This window comes from Chryseobacterium pennae, assembly GCF_003385515.1.
GTDB classification, from domain to species: domain Bacteria; phylum Bacteroidota; class Bacteroidia; order Flavobacteriales; family Weeksellaceae; genus Chryseobacterium; species Chryseobacterium pennae.
The window spans coordinates 525,357-541,171 of record NZ_QNVT01000001.1; the positions used below are offsets into that span (position 1 = coordinate 525,357).

At 36.0% G+C, this 15,815-nt stretch carries 17 protein-coding genes; 4 read left to right on the plus strand and 13 right to left on the minus strand.

What is annotated here, in order from left to right; translation table 11 throughout:
- The first annotated feature begins 68 nt into the window (after positions 1–68).
- Positions 69–1,256, plus strand: coding sequence for a tRNA 2-thiouridine(34) synthase MnmA (gene mnmA / locus DRF65_RS02455; protein ID WP_115968580.1), 1,188 nt, complete (start codon positions 69–71; stop codon positions 1,254–1,256).
- A 79-nt stretch (positions 1,257–1,335) separates the two neighbouring features.
- Here the strand turns inward: mnmA and DRF65_RS02460 are convergent, their stop codons facing one another.
- Together DRF65_RS02460 and DRF65_RS02465 are read right to left on the minus strand one after the other, a co-directional pair.
- Positions 1,336–1,689 carry a hypothetical protein gene (locus tag DRF65_RS02460; RefSeq protein ID WP_115968581.1) on the minus strand — a complete coding sequence of 118 codons (354 nt, stop codon included), beginning with the start codon at positions 1,687–1,689 and terminating at the stop codon, positions 1,336–1,338.
- Positions 1,690–1,718: 29 nt separating this feature from the next.
- Positions 1,719–2,468, minus strand: coding sequence for a glycine-rich domain-containing protein (locus tag DRF65_RS02465; RefSeq protein WP_115968583.1), 750 nt, complete (start codon positions 2,466–2,468; stop codon positions 1,719–1,721).
- Positions 2,469–2,581: 113 nt separating this feature from the next.
- Here DRF65_RS02465 and DRF65_RS02470 point away from each other — a divergent pair, with 113 nt between their 5' ends.
- The 3 genes from DRF65_RS02470 to DRF65_RS02480 all read left to right on the plus strand — a co-directional run bounded on the left by DRF65_RS02470 (position 2,582) and on the right by DRF65_RS02480 (position 5,184).
- Positions 2,582–3,478, plus strand: a complete 897-nt coding sequence (locus tag DRF65_RS02470) for a hypothetical protein (protein ID WP_115968585.1) — start codon at positions 2,582–2,584, stop codon at positions 3,476–3,478.
- 113 nt (positions 3,479–3,591) lie between these two features.
- On the plus strand, positions 3,592–3,798 hold the full coding sequence (locus tag DRF65_RS02475; RefSeq protein ID WP_115968681.1) for a hypothetical protein: 207 nt from the start codon (positions 3,592–3,594) through the stop codon (positions 3,796–3,798).
- A 159-nt stretch (positions 3,799–3,957) separates the two neighbouring features.
- On the plus strand, positions 3,958–5,184 hold the full coding sequence (locus DRF65_RS02480) for a DUF6051 family protein (protein WP_115968587.1): 1,227 nt from the start codon (positions 3,958–3,960) through the stop codon (positions 5,182–5,184).
- A gap of 70 nt (positions 5,185–5,254) precedes the next feature.
- Here DRF65_RS02480 and DRF65_RS02485 read toward each other — a convergent pair whose 3' ends face one another.
- The 11 genes from DRF65_RS02485 to DRF65_RS02535 form a co-directional block, all read right to left on the minus strand.
- Positions 5,255–5,998 carry a LytR/AlgR family response regulator transcription factor gene (locus DRF65_RS02485; RefSeq protein WP_115968589.1) on the minus strand — a complete coding sequence of 248 codons (744 nt, stop codon included), beginning with the start codon at positions 5,996–5,998 and terminating at the stop codon, positions 5,255–5,257.
- Positions 5,999–6,058: 60 nt separating this feature from the next.
- A complete protein-coding gene (locus tag DRF65_RS02490; protein ID WP_115968591.1) occupies positions 6,059–6,331 on the minus strand; it encodes a 2TM domain-containing protein in 273 nt (90 codons plus the stop codon).
- A gap of 23 nt (positions 6,332–6,354) precedes the next feature.
- The gene (locus DRF65_RS02495) at positions 6,355–6,645 is read right to left on the minus strand and encodes a 2TM domain-containing protein (RefSeq protein WP_115968593.1); all 291 of its coding nucleotides are present in this window, start codon (positions 6,643–6,645) and stop codon (positions 6,355–6,357) included.
- Positions 6,646–6,777: 132 nt separating this feature from the next.
- Positions 6,778–7,347 (minus strand): methyltransferase family protein, encoded by a 570-nt coding sequence (locus tag DRF65_RS02500; protein ID WP_115968595.1) that lies wholly within the window; start codon positions 7,345–7,347, stop codon positions 6,778–6,780.
- A gap of 96 nt (positions 7,348–7,443) precedes the next feature.
- On the minus strand, positions 7,444–7,752 hold the full coding sequence (locus tag DRF65_RS02505; RefSeq protein ID WP_115968597.1) for a 2TM domain-containing protein: 309 nt from the start codon (positions 7,750–7,752) through the stop codon (positions 7,444–7,446).
- The gene (locus DRF65_RS02510) at positions 7,739–9,070 is read right to left on the minus strand and encodes a 2TM domain-containing protein (RefSeq protein ID WP_115968599.1); all 1,332 of its coding nucleotides are present in this window, start codon (positions 9,068–9,070) and stop codon (positions 7,739–7,741) included. The genes DRF65_RS02505 and DRF65_RS02510 overlap by 14 nt, the downstream gene beginning before the upstream one ends.
- A 298-nt stretch (positions 9,071–9,368) precedes the next feature.
- Positions 9,369–10,028: a hypothetical protein gene (locus DRF65_RS02515; RefSeq protein WP_115968601.1), complete on the minus strand. Its 660-nt coding sequence runs from the start codon at positions 10,026–10,028 to the stop codon at positions 9,369–9,371.
- 47 nt (positions 10,029–10,075) lie between these two features.
- The gene (locus DRF65_RS02520; protein ID WP_115968603.1) at positions 10,076–12,322 is read right to left on the minus strand and encodes a TonB-dependent receptor; all 2,247 of its coding nucleotides are present in this window, start codon (positions 12,320–12,322) and stop codon (positions 10,076–10,078) included.
- A gap of 194 nt (positions 12,323–12,516) precedes the next feature.
- Positions 12,517–13,419 (minus strand): AraC family transcriptional regulator, encoded by a 903-nt coding sequence (locus DRF65_RS02525; RefSeq protein ID WP_123947260.1) that lies wholly within the window; start codon positions 13,417–13,419, stop codon positions 12,517–12,519.
- A gap of 377 nt (positions 13,420–13,796) precedes the next feature.
- The gene (locus tag DRF65_RS02530; protein WP_115968607.1) at positions 13,797–15,020 is read right to left on the minus strand and encodes a TCR/Tet family MFS transporter; all 1,224 of its coding nucleotides are present in this window, start codon (positions 15,018–15,020) and stop codon (positions 13,797–13,799) included.
- A 31-nt stretch (positions 15,021–15,051) separates the two neighbouring features.
- The gene (locus DRF65_RS02535) at positions 15,052–15,774 is read right to left on the minus strand and encodes a thioesterase II family protein (RefSeq protein WP_165852158.1); all 723 of its coding nucleotides are present in this window, start codon (positions 15,772–15,774) and stop codon (positions 15,052–15,054) included.
- Positions 15,775–15,815 lie beyond the last annotated feature (41 nt).

The window sequence follows — 15,815 nt, forward strand, 5'->3', positions numbered from 1 at the left end:
TATTTAGTTGTATTTTTGCCGCGTCAAACTAAGAACTCCCGTTAAGAGTTTCGTAAAATTGAAATACAATGAAAGTAGTAGTAGGCCTCTCCGGAGGTGTAGATTCAAGTGTTACAGCACATTTGCTACAACAGCAAGGTCATGAAGTAGTGGCTTTGTTTATGAGAAACTGGAATGATGCTTCGGTAACTTTAGAAGATGAATGTCCCTGGATTGAGGACAGCAATGACGCCCTTATGGTGGCTCAAAAACTTGGAATTCCTTTCCAGGTAATTGATATGAGCGAACTTTATAAGGAACGTATTGTAGATTATATGTTCGATGAATATCAAAAAGGTAGAACTCCGAATCCTGATGTTTTATGTAACAGAGAAGTCAAATTCGATGTTTTTATGAAGACCGCCATGTCTTTAGGTGCTGATAAAGTGGCTACAGGGCATTATGCAAGAGTAGATTCTACTATTGATGAAAACGGAAAAGAAATCTTCCATCTTTTGGCAGGAAAGGATAATAATAAAGATCAGTCCTATTTCCTTTGCCAGCTAAGCCAGGATCAATTGTCAAAAGCTTTATTCCCTATCGGTGAACTTACCAAACCTCAGGTTAGAGAAATTGCAAAAGAAATCGGGTTGGTAACGGCTGATAAAAAGGATTCCCAGGGATTATGTTTTATTGGAAAGGTTAGCTTACCTCAGTTTCTGCAACAGCAACTGAAGCCAAACGAGGGAGAAATCGTAGAAATTTTCAAAGATTCCCCTTTATTTGCTGAAGTAGCTCCTGAGTTTTCAACCAAGGAAGAAGAACTTAGCTTCTTATCCAGAAAGATCAATTATAAAAAAGCTGACGGAAAAGTTATTGGGAAGCATCAGGGTGCTCAATTTTTCACGATCGGACAAAGTAGAGGATTAGGAATTGGTGGCCATAAAGAAAGCTGTTTCATTGTTTCCAGAGACATGGAAAACAATATTATTTTCGTAGGAGAAGGAAGCCATTTCCCAGGACTATACAAAAAGGCATTAAAAATAGACAAGTCTGAACTTCATTGGGTACGTGAGGATATGAGACTTCAAAATGGAGAATCTATGGAAGTAATGGCCAGATTCAGATACAGACAGTCTTTGCAGAAAGCTACTCTTTACCAGTTTGAAAATGATTTTTATGTTGAATTTGAAGAACCGCAATCTGCCATCGCTGAAGGACAGTTCGCTTCATGGTATATTGATGAAGAGCTGATTGGAAGTGGTGTAATTTCTTAGTAGCCAGATTATATTAACATCAATACTTAATGATATCATCAAGCCCGAAGCATTTTCTGTTTCGGGTTTGTTTTTGGAATTATTTTCTGAACTCATCTTTGGGCGGAAACGTTGTTAACAAAAGCGTTACAATCAGTTCCACAATCAAAATCATAATTAAGAATCCAACAGGTTTTCCTAATATAATTCCCCGGATCAGTTTGACAATTCCCAAACCGCCAATTAGTATTAGAAAATAAAATGTAATCTGTGAAGCTCTTTCTGCAAATAATTTTAAAATAAAAACGGAGAGGTAGAATCCAAGAACCAGGATCAGGTAGAATTTTAAAAAATCAGGTCCTTTTAGGGTAATCGGATTGAATGTTTTACATTCAGTAACAAGCCATAGACCACTTATTACAACCGGGACAGAATGGATGATTAGCTTTTTCATAATTCATTTTTATTTTAAATTATTCATTTTTATCCGCCACAGCCCCCACATCCTCCACCTCCACCGCAACCACTGCCACAGCTGCTTCCACTACTGCAACTGCTCCCTCCGCTGCAACTACCACTATTTCCCCCACTATCTGAACCGGGATTTTCTTTATTTTCAACTTGAATCTCTTTAATCTGCTTAATGAAAGCTATGATTGCTCCAAAAATGATAATTCCTGCGAAGGAAAGAAATATGGAACCAATGGTAATGATCACCTCTCCAAGGCAGGAACTCAACGTTAAGATTACCATCAGGAACGGAATCCATTTCCACATTCGTGACTTACTTTTTTTATTTTCAATCGCATCCCCATTGAACCAAATATCCTGAGGAGCATCAGACTGGAAGACATCTTTATAATTTTTCAAAGTAGTTGAAAACCAATGATGATGCTTCATTTTTTCATTAAAACCTCCTTTTGAAGGATGATGATGTAAGGGTCTTTTTAAAATATCTGGGCAAAACTCTTCCCAATAATTCTGGGTATAGATCAAGTGCATATGCCAGACTTTATCTACGATTTCACTTGGGGAAGCTCCTTTGGGAAGGATACAGCAGAGGTAGACAAATTTTTTGTACTCTTCAATCGCTTTTCTGGTAAAATCTATGCTCCAGTTCTCTTCTTTTGCCAGCTTTTTCGAAAAAGGAAAATCAGCATCGGAAGCATCCAGTGAAAATCCTTGAATCCTAGTCCAAAGGGACTCATCTTTTAAAATCATTCTTGTTTCCATTGTTTTTCTTTTGTTTTTCTACTCAAATATCAATGGATTTTAAAATATAAAAATCTTTCAAAAATCTTATTTGGTTTGATAAAAATCTTAAATTAGTCTTACAAAATCAAAGTATGAAAAAGGAAGATATTCTGCATCTTGAGAAACTGATGAATTTCTTGAGTCAGCATTTTTTAAAGAAAAACCATTGGGAAGATGTGACCAAAACCGAATGGTCCTATATCTGTGCTGAACTTAATGACCTTATCATTCAGGAGCATTCAGAAAAGGAAATAAAGAAGAACCCTGACCTTTTGGGAACTAATTATCTCTATGAACACCTGATAATTAACAAGCTGAAAAAAATCAATCAGAATGAAAATGCACTCTTAAGCCGGCCTAATCTTGCCAAATTAAGCCAGATTGTGAAAGCTTTAGGCTATTCAAATTACATTGATTTCATCAACTCCAATACTGAGCTTTTCAATTTCAATGACCTTAAAATTGATATGGATAAAGTGAATCTGAATACAGCTCTGCTAGAACGTTTGGCAGGCTGCTGGTATTCTTATAACAGAAATCTACCGGAAAATCCTACACAAGCCAAAGAAGACCGGATCTGGCGTTCAGCGATGGAAATTTACAAGTCTGAAACTACAGGAGAATATTTTATAGAAAGGAGCGGTGGAGATCATCACAAATATTTCGGAAAGGTTACCGCTTATTCCGATTATGTTTTTATCATTATGAACAGCAATACTTTTATCCGACAAAGGCATTTTATTTCAAGGATAAAAGACAGCAAAGAAAAGCTTAAAAACCCAGACTATAAGCTTCATGAGCTCCATTTCATCAGCACTTGCATAAGTTTTAACCAGGAGCCTATTGCCTTGTTTGAAATCTTCCGGAAAGCAGACCGAAAAAATTTTATTTCCGATTCCATCAGCTTCCCCATCGACAGTGATGAAATTCCGGACTCTATTCTTAAACAACTTGAGGATACTGACTCTAACAGAATTGATTACAGGTAGAAGAGGTATGGGTTTTCGGGATATGAGAATGAAGATTTTTATTTTTTTTAATTTTTCTGTAACGTTTTTTGAATTGTCATACTTACCCGGTAAATAACAATAAAAAAATCATTATGAAAACTCCTACTACCCACAATCAGTATGCATCAGCCAACACGGTTCTGATCTTTGTCGTGTCTATGCTGTTAGGCTATAATATTTACCAGGCCATCTATCATCCGGAAAAATCTGATCTTTTTATCTGTCTGATCCTTGCAGCACTTACTTCTGTCATGGTTCAGCAATATGGAACCATTGCTGATGAAAAGAAAAAAGAATAAAGTCACGATCTATTCACCAGATCCACCTGAAGCAGAGCTGTTTCGGGTTTATTGTACGGATCTTATGCCTGGAATACATTTATCCTTTATATATCAATCCTTTACCATAATAATTACATAATTTCATAGTTCTAAATATGAACCTTCAATCATCTTGCTATGGAATATTATGAATTGTATGAAGTTTTGAAAAATCATTTTGATTCCGGAAAAGAGGTTGTGGAAATCGGAGAATTAAACGTTACTATTGAATCTATTTCTTTTGAATCCAGAGCTTCGGACCTGCTTCATGGCTCGGATAATCTGGATTGCCCTACCCATCATCAGCCCCTGAAAATTAATGAAAATGCCTATCCGGTATATGATCAACCTTCGATAGACATTAAAGATTTTGATATTGAATGCAATAAAAAATTTGAGTATCATATTCTTAAAAGGGCTGATATAGAAACAGCTGACGGCTGTATCATCTTTTTCCATGGGCTTAATGAAAAGAAATGGGATAAGTACCTTCCATGGGCTTATGAATTGGCTCAGAAGACCCGTAAAGCAGTCATGCTTTTCCCTATTGCCTTTCACATGGACCGGGCGGAGGCGATCTGGAGTGACCGTCATCAGATGACAGAGATTGTAAAGTTCAGAAAGGAAAAATATCCTGAAAACACTCATTTTTCATATGTAAATGCTGCAACAAGTTCCAGATTGGAAGCGCATCCCCAGAGGATTTTCTGGTCAGGACTGCAGACTTATTCTGATATCATCGAAGTAGTAAAAGATATTAAAGCCGATAAAATCAAGAGCATTGCGCAGAATGCAAGCCTTGATCTTTTTGGATATTCCATAGGCTCTTTCCTCTCTATGATCATTAAAATGACTGATCCATATAGCTTTTTCACTCAATCCAGAGTTTTTTGTTTTTGTGGGGGCATGACTATTGACCGGATGTTTCCGATTTCGAAATACATCATGGATTCTCAGGCTACGATTAAAATGCAGGCTGTATTTACAGAATTGCTAAGCTCTGATTTTAAGTTTGATCACAGGCTGAAGCATTATCAGGATGATGATCTTCACCCGCAGGAAAGCTGGTTCAAAAAGATGCTCCGTTACAATTATTTTCAAAGGGAAAGAGAGGAAAGAATTAATGAGATCCAATCCCAGATAAAGGCTTATGTATTGGAAAAAGATAGCGTTGCTCCACCTATGGAAGCCTTAAATACACTACAGGGAGGCTACAGAAATATCAATGTGGAGGTTGAAATTAAGGATTTCCCATTTGAGTATTCCCATATGGTTCCTTTTCCGCTGACTCACAAGCATAAGACTGAAATAACAGCGGCTTTTCATCAGTTCACTAAATCTGCCAGTGATTTTTATACCCGATAATCATGCTAGAAAATGGAGAGAAAGAGCTTGAAAAGAAATAATATAAGTTCCATGGTTAAGTTTTTTAGAGTTAGCTTACAAGCCAGTCTTTAAAGTCTTTGACACGGTCCCGGCTTATGGTAATTTCTTCCTGAGGCTGAAATTCAAGGTCTACTTTATAATAGGGTGAAGTATGGATATTTCTGATATAATCAGAATTGATGATAAACTGCCTGTTAACCCGAAAAAACTTTTTCTCATCCAGAATATCTTCGAGTTCATCCAAGGTAAAATCTGATGGATAATAACGGTCTTCAGTCTGAAGATAAACGATCTTATTTTCACTGAAAAAACAACTTATTTCATGGGTCTGGACAATTTTCAGGTTATAACCAATTTTCACTAAAACCCTTGAAAGAACAGATTTTTCTTTTCTGATCAGTTGCTTGATATCCTGGGATCCAATATCGTTATTGGAGGGAATGAATGATTTAAACTTCTCTACAGCTCCTGAAAGATCTTCTTCAAGAATTGGTTTCAGCAGATAATCGATACTGTTTAATTTAAAAGCTTTTAAGGTATACTGATCAAATGCTGTCGTGTAAATAATAAAGCCTTTGGTAGGTGCTTTTTCAAAGATATCGAATGACAATCCGTCTCCAAGAACAATATCTGAAAAGATCAGCTGTGGGTGCCCATTTTCAGAAAACCAGGCTACCCCCTCTTCTACTGATTCTATTTTAGCAACCACCTCAATATCAGAGAAATGACTCAACATTCTTTCTAGTTTCCTTGAAGCAGGTTTTTCATCTTCGATAATAACGGTTTTGATCATTAAGTTGATAGTTTTATTCTTAAAATTTGGCAAATAAAATTAGATAAAAAATAGCCAGGTTTAAAGATCTATTGTTTTTTTATTTTTCCCCACTTCTTTTTCTATAATTTCCTTTTCCCATTCATCATTAAAAATAAATAATGAAGTGGCTTTCATTATCAGAATCAATGCCCAGATCCCTAAAAATAAATGCCCGCCAAATATCTGGTAACGCAGTTCATCATTAAACCAATCGTCTCCTAGAATAATTAGGGATATAATGCCAAACCACATCAGGTTTTTATAAAACTTTTTCAATTGCTGAACTCTGTTGTATGCTGTATTATAATTCATGATCTATTGTTTTTTTTATGGTATTATAATGTTTTAATTTTTCCTTTCTCTTCAGCCATCAGCTCTTTTATTTTCTTTTCTTCCCAGCTTTTGCCGATTCCAAATACATTTACAGCGTGAAATGCAATTCCGATTCCCCATCCAAGCATGGGCCATAAAAACCATAAATATCCCGGAGATGTTATAAGATTCAGAAAAGCTAAAAAGGAAATCACAATACAGTAAGAAGTAATATTCCCGTAAAATTCTTTAAGTTCTTTTACTCTTTTTGATGCTCTTTCGTAAGCAGTTGTTTCTTTATTAAAAGTTTCCATAATTGTTTTTTTTAAAGGTTGATTTGTTTTTTTCTTGATTCAAATGTATGTCGGAAAAGAGCCTCAAATCAATTTTATATTACCGAACGGTAGATTAAGCTTCCTGAATGGTAAAAAAGAACTTTTTAAACTTTAGAAAATAAATGGAATCAATTTCTTTGTATTCTTTCTGTAGGTAATGTACTCCTCACCGAACCGTTCTACAAGAGCCTGTTCTTCAATTTTAATTCTGTAAGCAAAGGCTAAAAACGGAGGTATAAAAGCAAAAGCCAGGGACATCCAGTTATTAAGATAGAGCCCCAATCCAAGGGACGTCAGTAAAGAAAATGCATAAGAGGGATGTCTCAGGTATTTATAAAACCCTTCTTTTTTTATTTTGTGATCTTCTTTAATGGTAACATCTACGGTAAAATATTTCCCTAAAGATCTGATAATAATAAACCTGAAAATAATACCGATAAGAATAAAGGTCTCTCCTACATACATGATCCAGTTTCCATGAGCTATCGGCAGTGTTGATAAATTGGAAATCATTACGGCTGCGGCAATTGAAAAAGGAATGGCCAGCCAAAGAATATTAAGGGTAGATTTATCTTTGTCTTTTTTATCGTCTTTACCGGATTTCAGCATGTTTTTATAAAAAAACTCGCTTAAAAACCATGCAACCATGGACATTACATATAGGGTCTGTAAAGCAGTCATTTTGATTGATATTAGAAGGTTTATTCAAAATATGACCGAAAATCATCTGTTATTTCAGCAATCTGACAGTTTGGTTATTCTGTAGGTTTTCTAATCTTACAGATCTCTTTTCTCTTTTTTCATCAGCTGACGGATCTTTTTCTCTTCCCAGGTATGCAGATAGCTGTTTTTTGATAAAAAAACGACTGCTGCGTGGGTTACAAGTCCGATTCCCCAGAAAGTAAACGTAAAGAAATTTTTGAACTGAAAATAGCTTTCTCCGGGTTTCAGCTGGTCATAATTGTAAAAAACAATCATTGCATTCACGGCAATATAGACAAACAGATGGGCATAAAAGCCTCTTAATTTCTCAACATATCTTTTAGCTTTCTGATATTGAATATCATTTTCGTCAAATGTTTCCATCGTTATTATTTTTTTGATTATTCATAATTTCACGAATCTTCTTTTCCTGCCAGGATTCTCCAACTCCAAACACCTGAAATGCATGAGTGGCTACCCCAATTCCCCAGCCAAATACCGGAAACCAAAACCAGTGGAATGTGCTTTTGGTAAAAAAATTAATAAAGATCAAAAAGGGAATCACAATACAGTAAGAAATCAGGTTGATATAAAAATCTTTGATCTCTTTCATTCTCTTCTGTGCTTTTTTATAAGCTTTAAGATCATTATCCGGCTGTTCACTGACAATATTGGGTTTACTGGCCAACATCGGAAGTTTTACTTTAAAATAATCTTCTGCCTTTTCTATGAAAACATTCCTTTTAGTAAGCAGAGAATAACGTTGCACAATATTAGCCAATCCTATTCCGGAGCTTTCTTTGATCTGCTCCCTTACCTGTAAATTATTCTCAATGCAAAGGATATCATTTTCTGAAAAAACTCTGATGATCAATGGCTTTGAAGAGGTGGCAAAATTGTGTTTGATACAGTTTTCCAACAATAGCTGCAGTGACAAAGGCACTACATATTTCCGGAAATCTTCTTTTTTAACATCAAAGATAAAATCAACACTGTCTTCGAATCTTGTTTTTAAAAGATCACAATAGGTTTTGGCAAATTCTATTTCATCCTCCACTGTAACCAGCTCTTTATCTTTCTGTTCAAGTACATACCGGTAAATCTTTGACATTGAAGCTGTAAACTTCTGTGCCTGATGAGGATTTTCATCAATCAGAGAACTCAGAACATTTAAAGAATTAAAAAGGAAATGAGGGTCCAGCTGGTTTTTTAAACTTTCAAACTGTGCATTGGCTGATTTTGCGATCAATTTCTGCTCCACCACTTCTTTTCTGGAAGTCTTCTTCAGTTCCTGCATAAAGCTTTTCGCATGAAGAAAGGCCGAAATAAGCAATGCTATATTGATGGTAAACCAATTGGCAAGATTATATTTCCCTGAAAAATACTCTTCTGTAGTTGCTCCTTTCTGAATCAATATAAAATTAATATAATTACAGAAATAGACTAATATAATATTAACAACAATAACGGAAACAATACTTATTACTGCTCTTTTGGAGGTTTCATCAGACCAGGGAAATCTTTTGTTGAGAAAATTATTCAAAAATCCATTTCCTCCTCCCAACACAACGGTATACAATAATGAGATGAGAATAGTAAGTCCAAAGTTTTCCAGATTTTTCTCTCCTGTAAAGGCAAAAAAGAAAAACATAGAGACGATGAATGAGATCCAAAACATTGTTATAATATCTTTACGCTTCATGATTCGTTTTCTTGATTCAAAATTAGCTTTTATTATAGGTACCAAAAACTATTTCTTACCGAAGGGTTCATTTTTATCCCTGAATGGTATATCTCAATAGAGTGTCACGGATGGCAAATTAACAATTCAATAATCAAAAAATATTACCCAATAAATTATTCATTGAAAAACAAATATTTTAATGAAAATAACCCTTCCATTTGTATAAAAACATTAAAAAGCACCTTTGCGGTAGGGTGCTTTTTCATAATTAGACTACAAGGTCTTATTTTTTGACTTATTGGGAGTCTCTATTAGATTATTTTTTATTTTCTGTTGGTAAACTCATAAAGTATTCTGCTTCTCCTCTTCCCCAATTCGGATCCAGAGACGTTTTAGGCTTATATGCATTAAATTTTGTGATTGCTTCTTTAAACATTTCTACCCCTTTGCTTTTGCTTCCTCCGTACTGCTCGGGTGTAAAATAGATATCTTCAGCTTTAATAAGGGTAATTCTCGGATTTGAAGGATCTAATTTTTCGGCTCTGCTGAGTTCTTCTGAAGCTCTTGCTCCATCTGTCATGAAACGTTGCTGCGGGTTAACCATCATTCTTAGAGAATAAGCCATCTTTTTCAACAGGTGAATCTCAGCATTATCTGCTCCGGCAAGACTTTGTGCGGTACCAAGATATTTTTCAGCCTGTGCTGCCACCCCATCCAGATCCTGAGTATTGCCGTTTCTCATCATCACTCTTCCTTTTTGGATTTGAGAAAATGCAGCATAATATGGAGGTAACCACTGCGAACTTTCTTTACTTCCTATTCTTTGGAAATCATTAGACAGTGTCTGAAAATCTTCAGGGGTTTTACAGGTTTCTATTTTTGCAATTTTTTCAGCCATTACTTTTTCATAATCTGTCTGTGCAAAAGCAGTTAAGCTCATTAAAACTAAAGCAAAACTTAAAAGGTATTTTTTCATGATATCAAATTTTAAAGTTGGTTAATTATTTATTCGAAGTTATGTTTTTATAAGTTATTATTGATGGCATCTTCTGTTTTATCGACTCCAAAACTGAAAAAGGCCCCTACAAAGACAAAAGTATTTACTGGAGGAACTACTGCTGAACTTCTTGATCCGTTGGTTGAAAAATTGTATCCGTATACATTTTTAGATCCAAGAACGTTTGAAATACTCAAAACAAAGACAGTAAATGATTTTGCATCTTTTTTTCCGATACTGGGAACATAATTAAAGCTAATATTCAAAGCATTATAATCTTTAAGCCTGCCTTCATTTCTTGTATAGTTAACAGCTTCTCCATTTTTAAGCTCTGTAGCAATATCATAGTATGGGCGACCTTTAGCATAGGTATAGGATAAATTTACGCCCAGTTTCCATTCCGGAATGAATCTTTTCACCACTGCCGAAAGTGTATGTTCTGCGGCAAAACCGGGTTTCAGACTTACGGGATAATTGATAAAATCTCTTTTTGAATCTAAAAAGGAATACGTTACCCAGTAATCTATATTTTTGAATGTCTTTTTATTGTCTCTCCAAAACAATTCCAGGCCTTTTGCATATCCGTATCCATCATTATTCAGAGCGGTCTGAATCTGTTGGTTCTGTTGTTTTCCAGGCAGAATACTATAGGTTTTAATAAGCTGATCATACTTTTTGTAAAAAGCTTCAAAACGTAGGCTTCTTCCTTCTGAGCTTTTCAAAAGCTGGAAAATATAATGCTGTGATTTCTGAAAATCAAGAGCTGCCGGCCCATTGATATACTTGCTTTCTGGATTCTGGTAGAAGATTCCATAAGCTATATTGGTAGTCCATTTATCGGAAAGTCGGTATGCCAGTGCAAAACGGGGAGCTATATTACTTTTACCCAAGTAAGATGAGTTTTCTGCTCTTACTCCGATCTTTGCAGACAGTGCATTGCTAAATCCCAGGTCCGTTTCTATGAATGCAGAGGAAATCAAATCCTTATAATTTTTCTGAACAGTTTCAAAGTTCAGGTTTTCATTAGTATTATTCAGTTCAAAACCACCTCTTACAGCACTGATTCTGTTGATTTTTCTTTCAAGAACCGTTTTAAAATTCACATAATTTCCATCAGTCAGCAATTTTGTGTGATTATCTTCTATCTCGTTGGTCTCTGTAGAAAAATTAAGATCTGACTGGTTATAAGAGTAAGAACCTCCTACATTCAGAAGATATTTTCCGAATTTTTGTCTGAAAGAGAGATTATGATACATCGTTTTACCTTTTAACCTCACAAGCCCAAACTCATATTCCGGTTCCAGACTTTCTGTTTTTACACCCATTTTATTGGAGTTAAACATTCCGTAATATTTAAAAAAACCACCTGATTTTGTTTTGAATCTAAAATTAACATCTCCGTTCAGCCCCTGCGGAGCATCAATAAAGTCTGTATTAAAATGGAAAACATTCTGCATAAGACTCAGAAGAGAATAGCCCAGAGAGGCACCGTATGAATAATTTTTTTGTTCTCCCAGTTTTTGAAATCCACCGCTCAGAAAAATAGGAGAAACCCCGAAGTTATAAGAACTCTGATCTGGCAGATCAACACTTTCCAACATTAAAGCTCCTGAAAGAGCCTGACCGTACAACGCTGAATATCCACCACTTGAAAAAATATTTCCTTTAAAAAGAGAAGTATTGAACTGATCTCTTCCTGCAATTCCGGGAACAGAGTTCGAAAAGTAATTATTAATAAGACTTCCATCCATAAAAATTTTGGATTCAGAAGCTGTTCCTCCTCTGATGAAAAGACCTTCAGACTCTCCTACTTTCTGCACACCAGGGAGATAGGTTAAAGCCGATGTTATCTGTCCGTCTGCCCCGGCAGTGGTATAAATATCAAGAGGACTAAGCAAGGCCGTTGCTCTCTTTCTGTCACTGGCTTCTATAGAACCTGCAGAAACCACTACGGCATCTATTTCACTGATTTGCTCTTTAAGATCTGCATTAATTATTATATCCTGATTTTCAATACCAATCTCTTTCTCAATGTCTTCATATTTAGGATGGGTAAAAGTTATTTTATGACTTCCTTTTTCTGAAGTTTCGAAGGAGAAATTGCCCTGCGCGTCTGTAGTCGCTCCGTCATAAGTATCTTTTAAGGTAATATTTACTTCACTTATTCCTTTATTTTTATAGGTTACCTTTCCTGATATCTTTATCTGGGAATATCCCAGGGCAAAGGTTATGAGAGCTATCAGGAAGAATATTTTATGTCCTTGTGTTTTCATGGTTATTATTTCTGGATCAAAAATACTATGACAAATGCCCTTCTGTAAAAAAAATATTACTGAAAGGCATTCTTTAGTTACTGAATGGTAAAAAATGCTGGGCCCTGGAAGAAAGGAGGCTGGAAGTTACTTTTGGTCATAATAACTAATATCCATTATCTTCATTACTTCCGGTTTAAAACATTCAGTATTAACTACTGAATGGGGATACAGAAGTCCACGATCATTTTTCCCTCCGGATGTTCTTTAAAGTTGGAATGATAGATCTCAAACGGAAACGTTCTTCTTGTAGAATAGTTATGTTCATTCATCCATAAAAACAATGATACCCAGCATTGTTCAAAATCGTTAAGGGTAACCTCACCGCTTCCTACAATAAATTTTCCAGCTTCTATAGATTCTGAAAAAACTTCCCCTGTTGGTTCTTCTGACTTTTCATCCAAAAGCATACAGGCATGAATCCTGACCTTATCGGGAGGGGTTACTTTAAAGCTGTCATGATACACAGAGATCATTTTCACCTCTTCCCGTGGAAACAGGTGTTTCTTCTTTGCCCAGTCTATCAGCACATTATAAGAATGTTCTACATTCGCAATTCCAAGGCTCATTACTGCTGCCAGATTCATTTCCGGCATTTCTTTTACTTCAATTTTTAAATTCATTGCTGTCCAATTTAACAGGTTTTCAATAGTGCAAATGTATTGGCTGAAAACCGTATCAGTTTGTCCGTTCTTGCTTTGTGTTTGTAAAATCTTGTGAAATGCTTTGGGAGCTGTTCTGCGAAATTCGGATGGTGGTAATCCGTAGTGTTTTTTAAAGGTTTTGCTGAAAACAGAGTGATTGGAAAACCCAAGATCAAGATAGATTTCCTTAATTTCCATCTCTTTCTTTACCGCCAGAAAAAAAGCGCTTTTTTCTATTTTTTTTCTGATAATAAAATTCTGAAGGGTCTCTCCTGTTATCAGCTTGAATATTCTGTGAAAATGAAACGGAGAATAGGCACTGATCTCTGCAATCTTTTCAAGAGAGAGGTCAGCGTCAAGATTTGCATCAATATATTGTATAATTTTTACAATCCGTTTTTTATATTCTTCCAAAATAAAAAGATGTAGAATCACAAAGGTATTGATCTTAAGTGCATTTCTATTGTCTATTATTGCTAAATAATGGTACTCTTTAATTTTTTAGACGTAAAGTTTTCATAGCGTTTTATTTTTAGGAGGCTAAGGATGGATATCATACAACTTATTCAATGATATAATCTCACCAATAAATCATCAAAACCAAACAGATCTTTGAGATCTGTTTGGTTTGTAAACTTACTCTATTTTTTAGACGCAAAGTTTTTATTTTGATTCCGTAGATTTTAGGAGGCAAAGATGAAATCAACTCCGTTGATTTGATGAAGCGAATGGATCATCAAAGTGTTCTTTCATAGAATAAACAACTGATTATCTTTCATTTGATTGATTTTTCACTTCAATTCCTTGTCTTTTTTCATAGCTATGTATATACAAAAGCTACCAATTACGGCTAAAATAGCTCCAAAAATAAAAGGTGCACCGCTGTAAGAAACGGGTGACCGGGGAGAGGTAAAATAAGCAAATATCCATGTCATCAGCAATGGCCCGAAAATAGAGGTTAAGCTGAGAACACTGGTAAGTCCGCCCTGTAATAATCCCTGTTTATTATCCGGAACTTTTGAGGAAATCATGGCCTGAAGTATTGGGGATGCCATTCCTCCGAGGGCATAAATCGCTATGACAACAAACATCATCCAGCCTTTATTAGCAATCCCGAATAACAGCATACTCAGACAAAAGAACGCCAGGAAAATAATGACAGATTTCCTCTGCCCTAATTTATTGATAAACAGCCCAATCAAACCACCTTGAAAGATCACCATCAGCAACCCCAAAAACCCCATTGAATAGCCTATCATATCTTCTTTCCAATTAAATTTATCCATCACATATACACTCCAGGAACTTTGTACAGAATGTCCTGCTAAAGCAATCAAAATAAAGGCAATGATAAATGCAGGGGCCAGTATTTTCTTATCCAGGCTTTTCATGACTCCAATCGGGTTGGCGGTTTTCCAGGAAAACGGGCGGCGATTGCTTTCTGATAATGATTCCGGGAGCACAAAAAAACCATAAACAAGATTAAGTAAGCTTAATCCGGCGGCAGCATAAAAGGGAATTCTTTCTCCATATTGTCCGAGAACTCCACCAATGAGGGCCCCAATAATCATTCCTACCCCAGCAACGGCACTCATGATTCCAAAATACTGTCCTCTTTTTTCAGGGGTACTGACGTCTGAGATGTACGCTGCTGCTGTTGTCATACTGGAACCCATAATTCCATTGATGACCCTTCCTACAAACAGCCATGCAATATCAGGTGCCAGCGCAAGAATGAGATAATCAATTCCAAGTCCTAATAATGAGCATAAAAGTACGGGTCTGCGTCCATATCTATCGCTTAGCCCTCCTAAAACCGGTGCAAACAGAAACTGCATTAAAGCATATACGGATATAAACCAGCCGATATACTGAGCCGTAATACTTATGTTGTCTGCGTTGGACAGTTTTGTAATCAGGGTAGGCAATACCGGCCCGATAATTCCTATTCCAATAATATCAATCAGTACTGTGATATAGATAAAGGTTAGCGCGTGTTCTTTTTTTCCAGGCATAGATTTGCTTTATGGGTGAGTAGATATTTTATCATTTAGCTGTTGCAGTATTCATAAGATTTTTAATGACCTGCGACAGATAATTGAAATTCTGATTGATAAAGAAATGGTTTCCGTTAACAATCTGGCATTCACATTCTGCTTCTGTATAGTTGGCCCAGTTTCTTATATTCAGTGCATATTTTTCACTTTTCCCCATTATGGCATAAATGGGTGTCTGTATTTTTATATCGGGAATCTGATTGCTTTTGTTCTCCAAAAGTCCAAAATCACTTCTCAATACTGGCTCAAAAAAGTCTAATAATTCCTCATATTGCATTACCTCATCGGAAATCCCACCCAGTTTTCTTACTTCTGCAAAGAATTCGGTTTTGGGAAGGTCTGCAATAGGAGGTGTATTTTTTATTCCGGGGCCCGGATACCCTGTAGCAACAAAATGTACGGGAGCATCACTCTCTTTTTCCATCGCATGACAAATTTCCAGCCCCAATATCGCTCCCATACTGTGACCATAGATCAAATACGGAACATCTTTCTGTCTTACCCGTTGTATCTGTTCCAATACATCAGCAATGGCTTCCTGTTTATTTTTTAAAGGAGGCTCTGCCATCCGGTCACCTCTTCCCGGAAGTTCCGGAGTTTCTACCTGAAAATGGGATTGCAGCCCTTCTATTAAAGGGCGGAAGGAATTCCTGTCTCCGCCGGCATAGTGCAATAAAAATATCTGTGGTTTTGATGATCTTGTTCTGTTCATGGGTTTTCCTTTTATGGTTCTACATAAAAGCATGGGAGAAA

Bases quoted from the DNA above. Each gene is read 5' to 3' on its own strand.
- DRF65_RS02505 (WP_115968597.1), bottom strand. From the start codon at position 7,752: ATGGAAACATTTGACGAAAATGATATTCAATATCAGAAAGCTAAAAGA.
- DRF65_RS02520 (WP_115968603.1), bottom strand. From the start codon at position 12,322: ATGAAAACACAAGGACATAAAATATTCTTCCTGATAGCTCTCATAACC.
- DRF65_RS02475 (WP_115968681.1), top strand. From the start codon at position 3,592: ATGAAAACTCCTACTACCCACAATCAGTATGCATCAGCCAACACGGTT.
- DRF65_RS02500 (WP_115968595.1), bottom strand. From the start codon at position 7,347: ATGACTGCTTTACAGACCCTATATGTAATGTCCATGGTTGCATGGTTT.
- DRF65_RS02460 (WP_115968581.1), bottom strand. From the start codon at position 1,689: ATGAAAAAGCTAATCATCCATTCTGTCCCGGTTGTAATAAGTGGTCTA.
- DRF65_RS02515 (WP_115968601.1), bottom strand. From the start codon at position 10,028: ATGAAAAAATACCTTTTAAGTTTTGCTTTAGTTTTAATGAGCTTAACT.
- DRF65_RS02535 (WP_165852158.1), bottom strand. From the start codon at position 15,774: ATGAACAGAACAAGATCATCAAAACCACAGATATTTTTATTGCACTAT.
- DRF65_RS02470 (WP_115968585.1), top strand. From the start codon at position 2,582: ATGAAAAAGGAAGATATTCTGCATCTTGAGAAACTGATGAATTTCTTG.
- DRF65_RS02465 (WP_115968583.1), bottom strand. From the start codon at position 2,468: ATGGAAACAAGAATGATTTTAAAAGATGAGTCCCTTTGGACTAGGATT.
- DRF65_RS02480 (WP_115968587.1), top strand. From the start codon at position 3,958: ATGGAATATTATGAATTGTATGAAGTTTTGAAAAATCATTTTGATTCC.
- DRF65_RS02510 (WP_115968599.1), bottom strand. From the start codon at position 9,070: ATGAAGCGTAAAGATATTATAACAATGTTTTGGATCTCATTCATCGTC.
- mnmA (WP_115968580.1), top strand. From the start codon at position 69: ATGAAAGTAGTAGTAGGCCTCTCCGGAGGTGTAGATTCAAGTGTTACA.
- DRF65_RS02490 (WP_115968591.1), bottom strand. From the start codon at position 6,331: ATGAATTATAATACAGCATACAACAGAGTTCAGCAATTGAAAAAGTTT.
- DRF65_RS02485 (WP_115968589.1), bottom strand. From the start codon at position 5,998: ATGATCAAAACCGTTATTATCGAAGATGAAAAACCTGCTTCAAGGAAA.
- DRF65_RS02495 (WP_115968593.1), bottom strand. From the start codon at position 6,645: ATGGAAACTTTTAATAAAGAAACAACTGCTTACGAAAGAGCATCAAAA.
- DRF65_RS02530 (WP_115968607.1), bottom strand. From the start codon at position 15,020: ATGCCTGGAAAAAAAGAACACGCGCTAACCTTTATCTATATCACAGTA.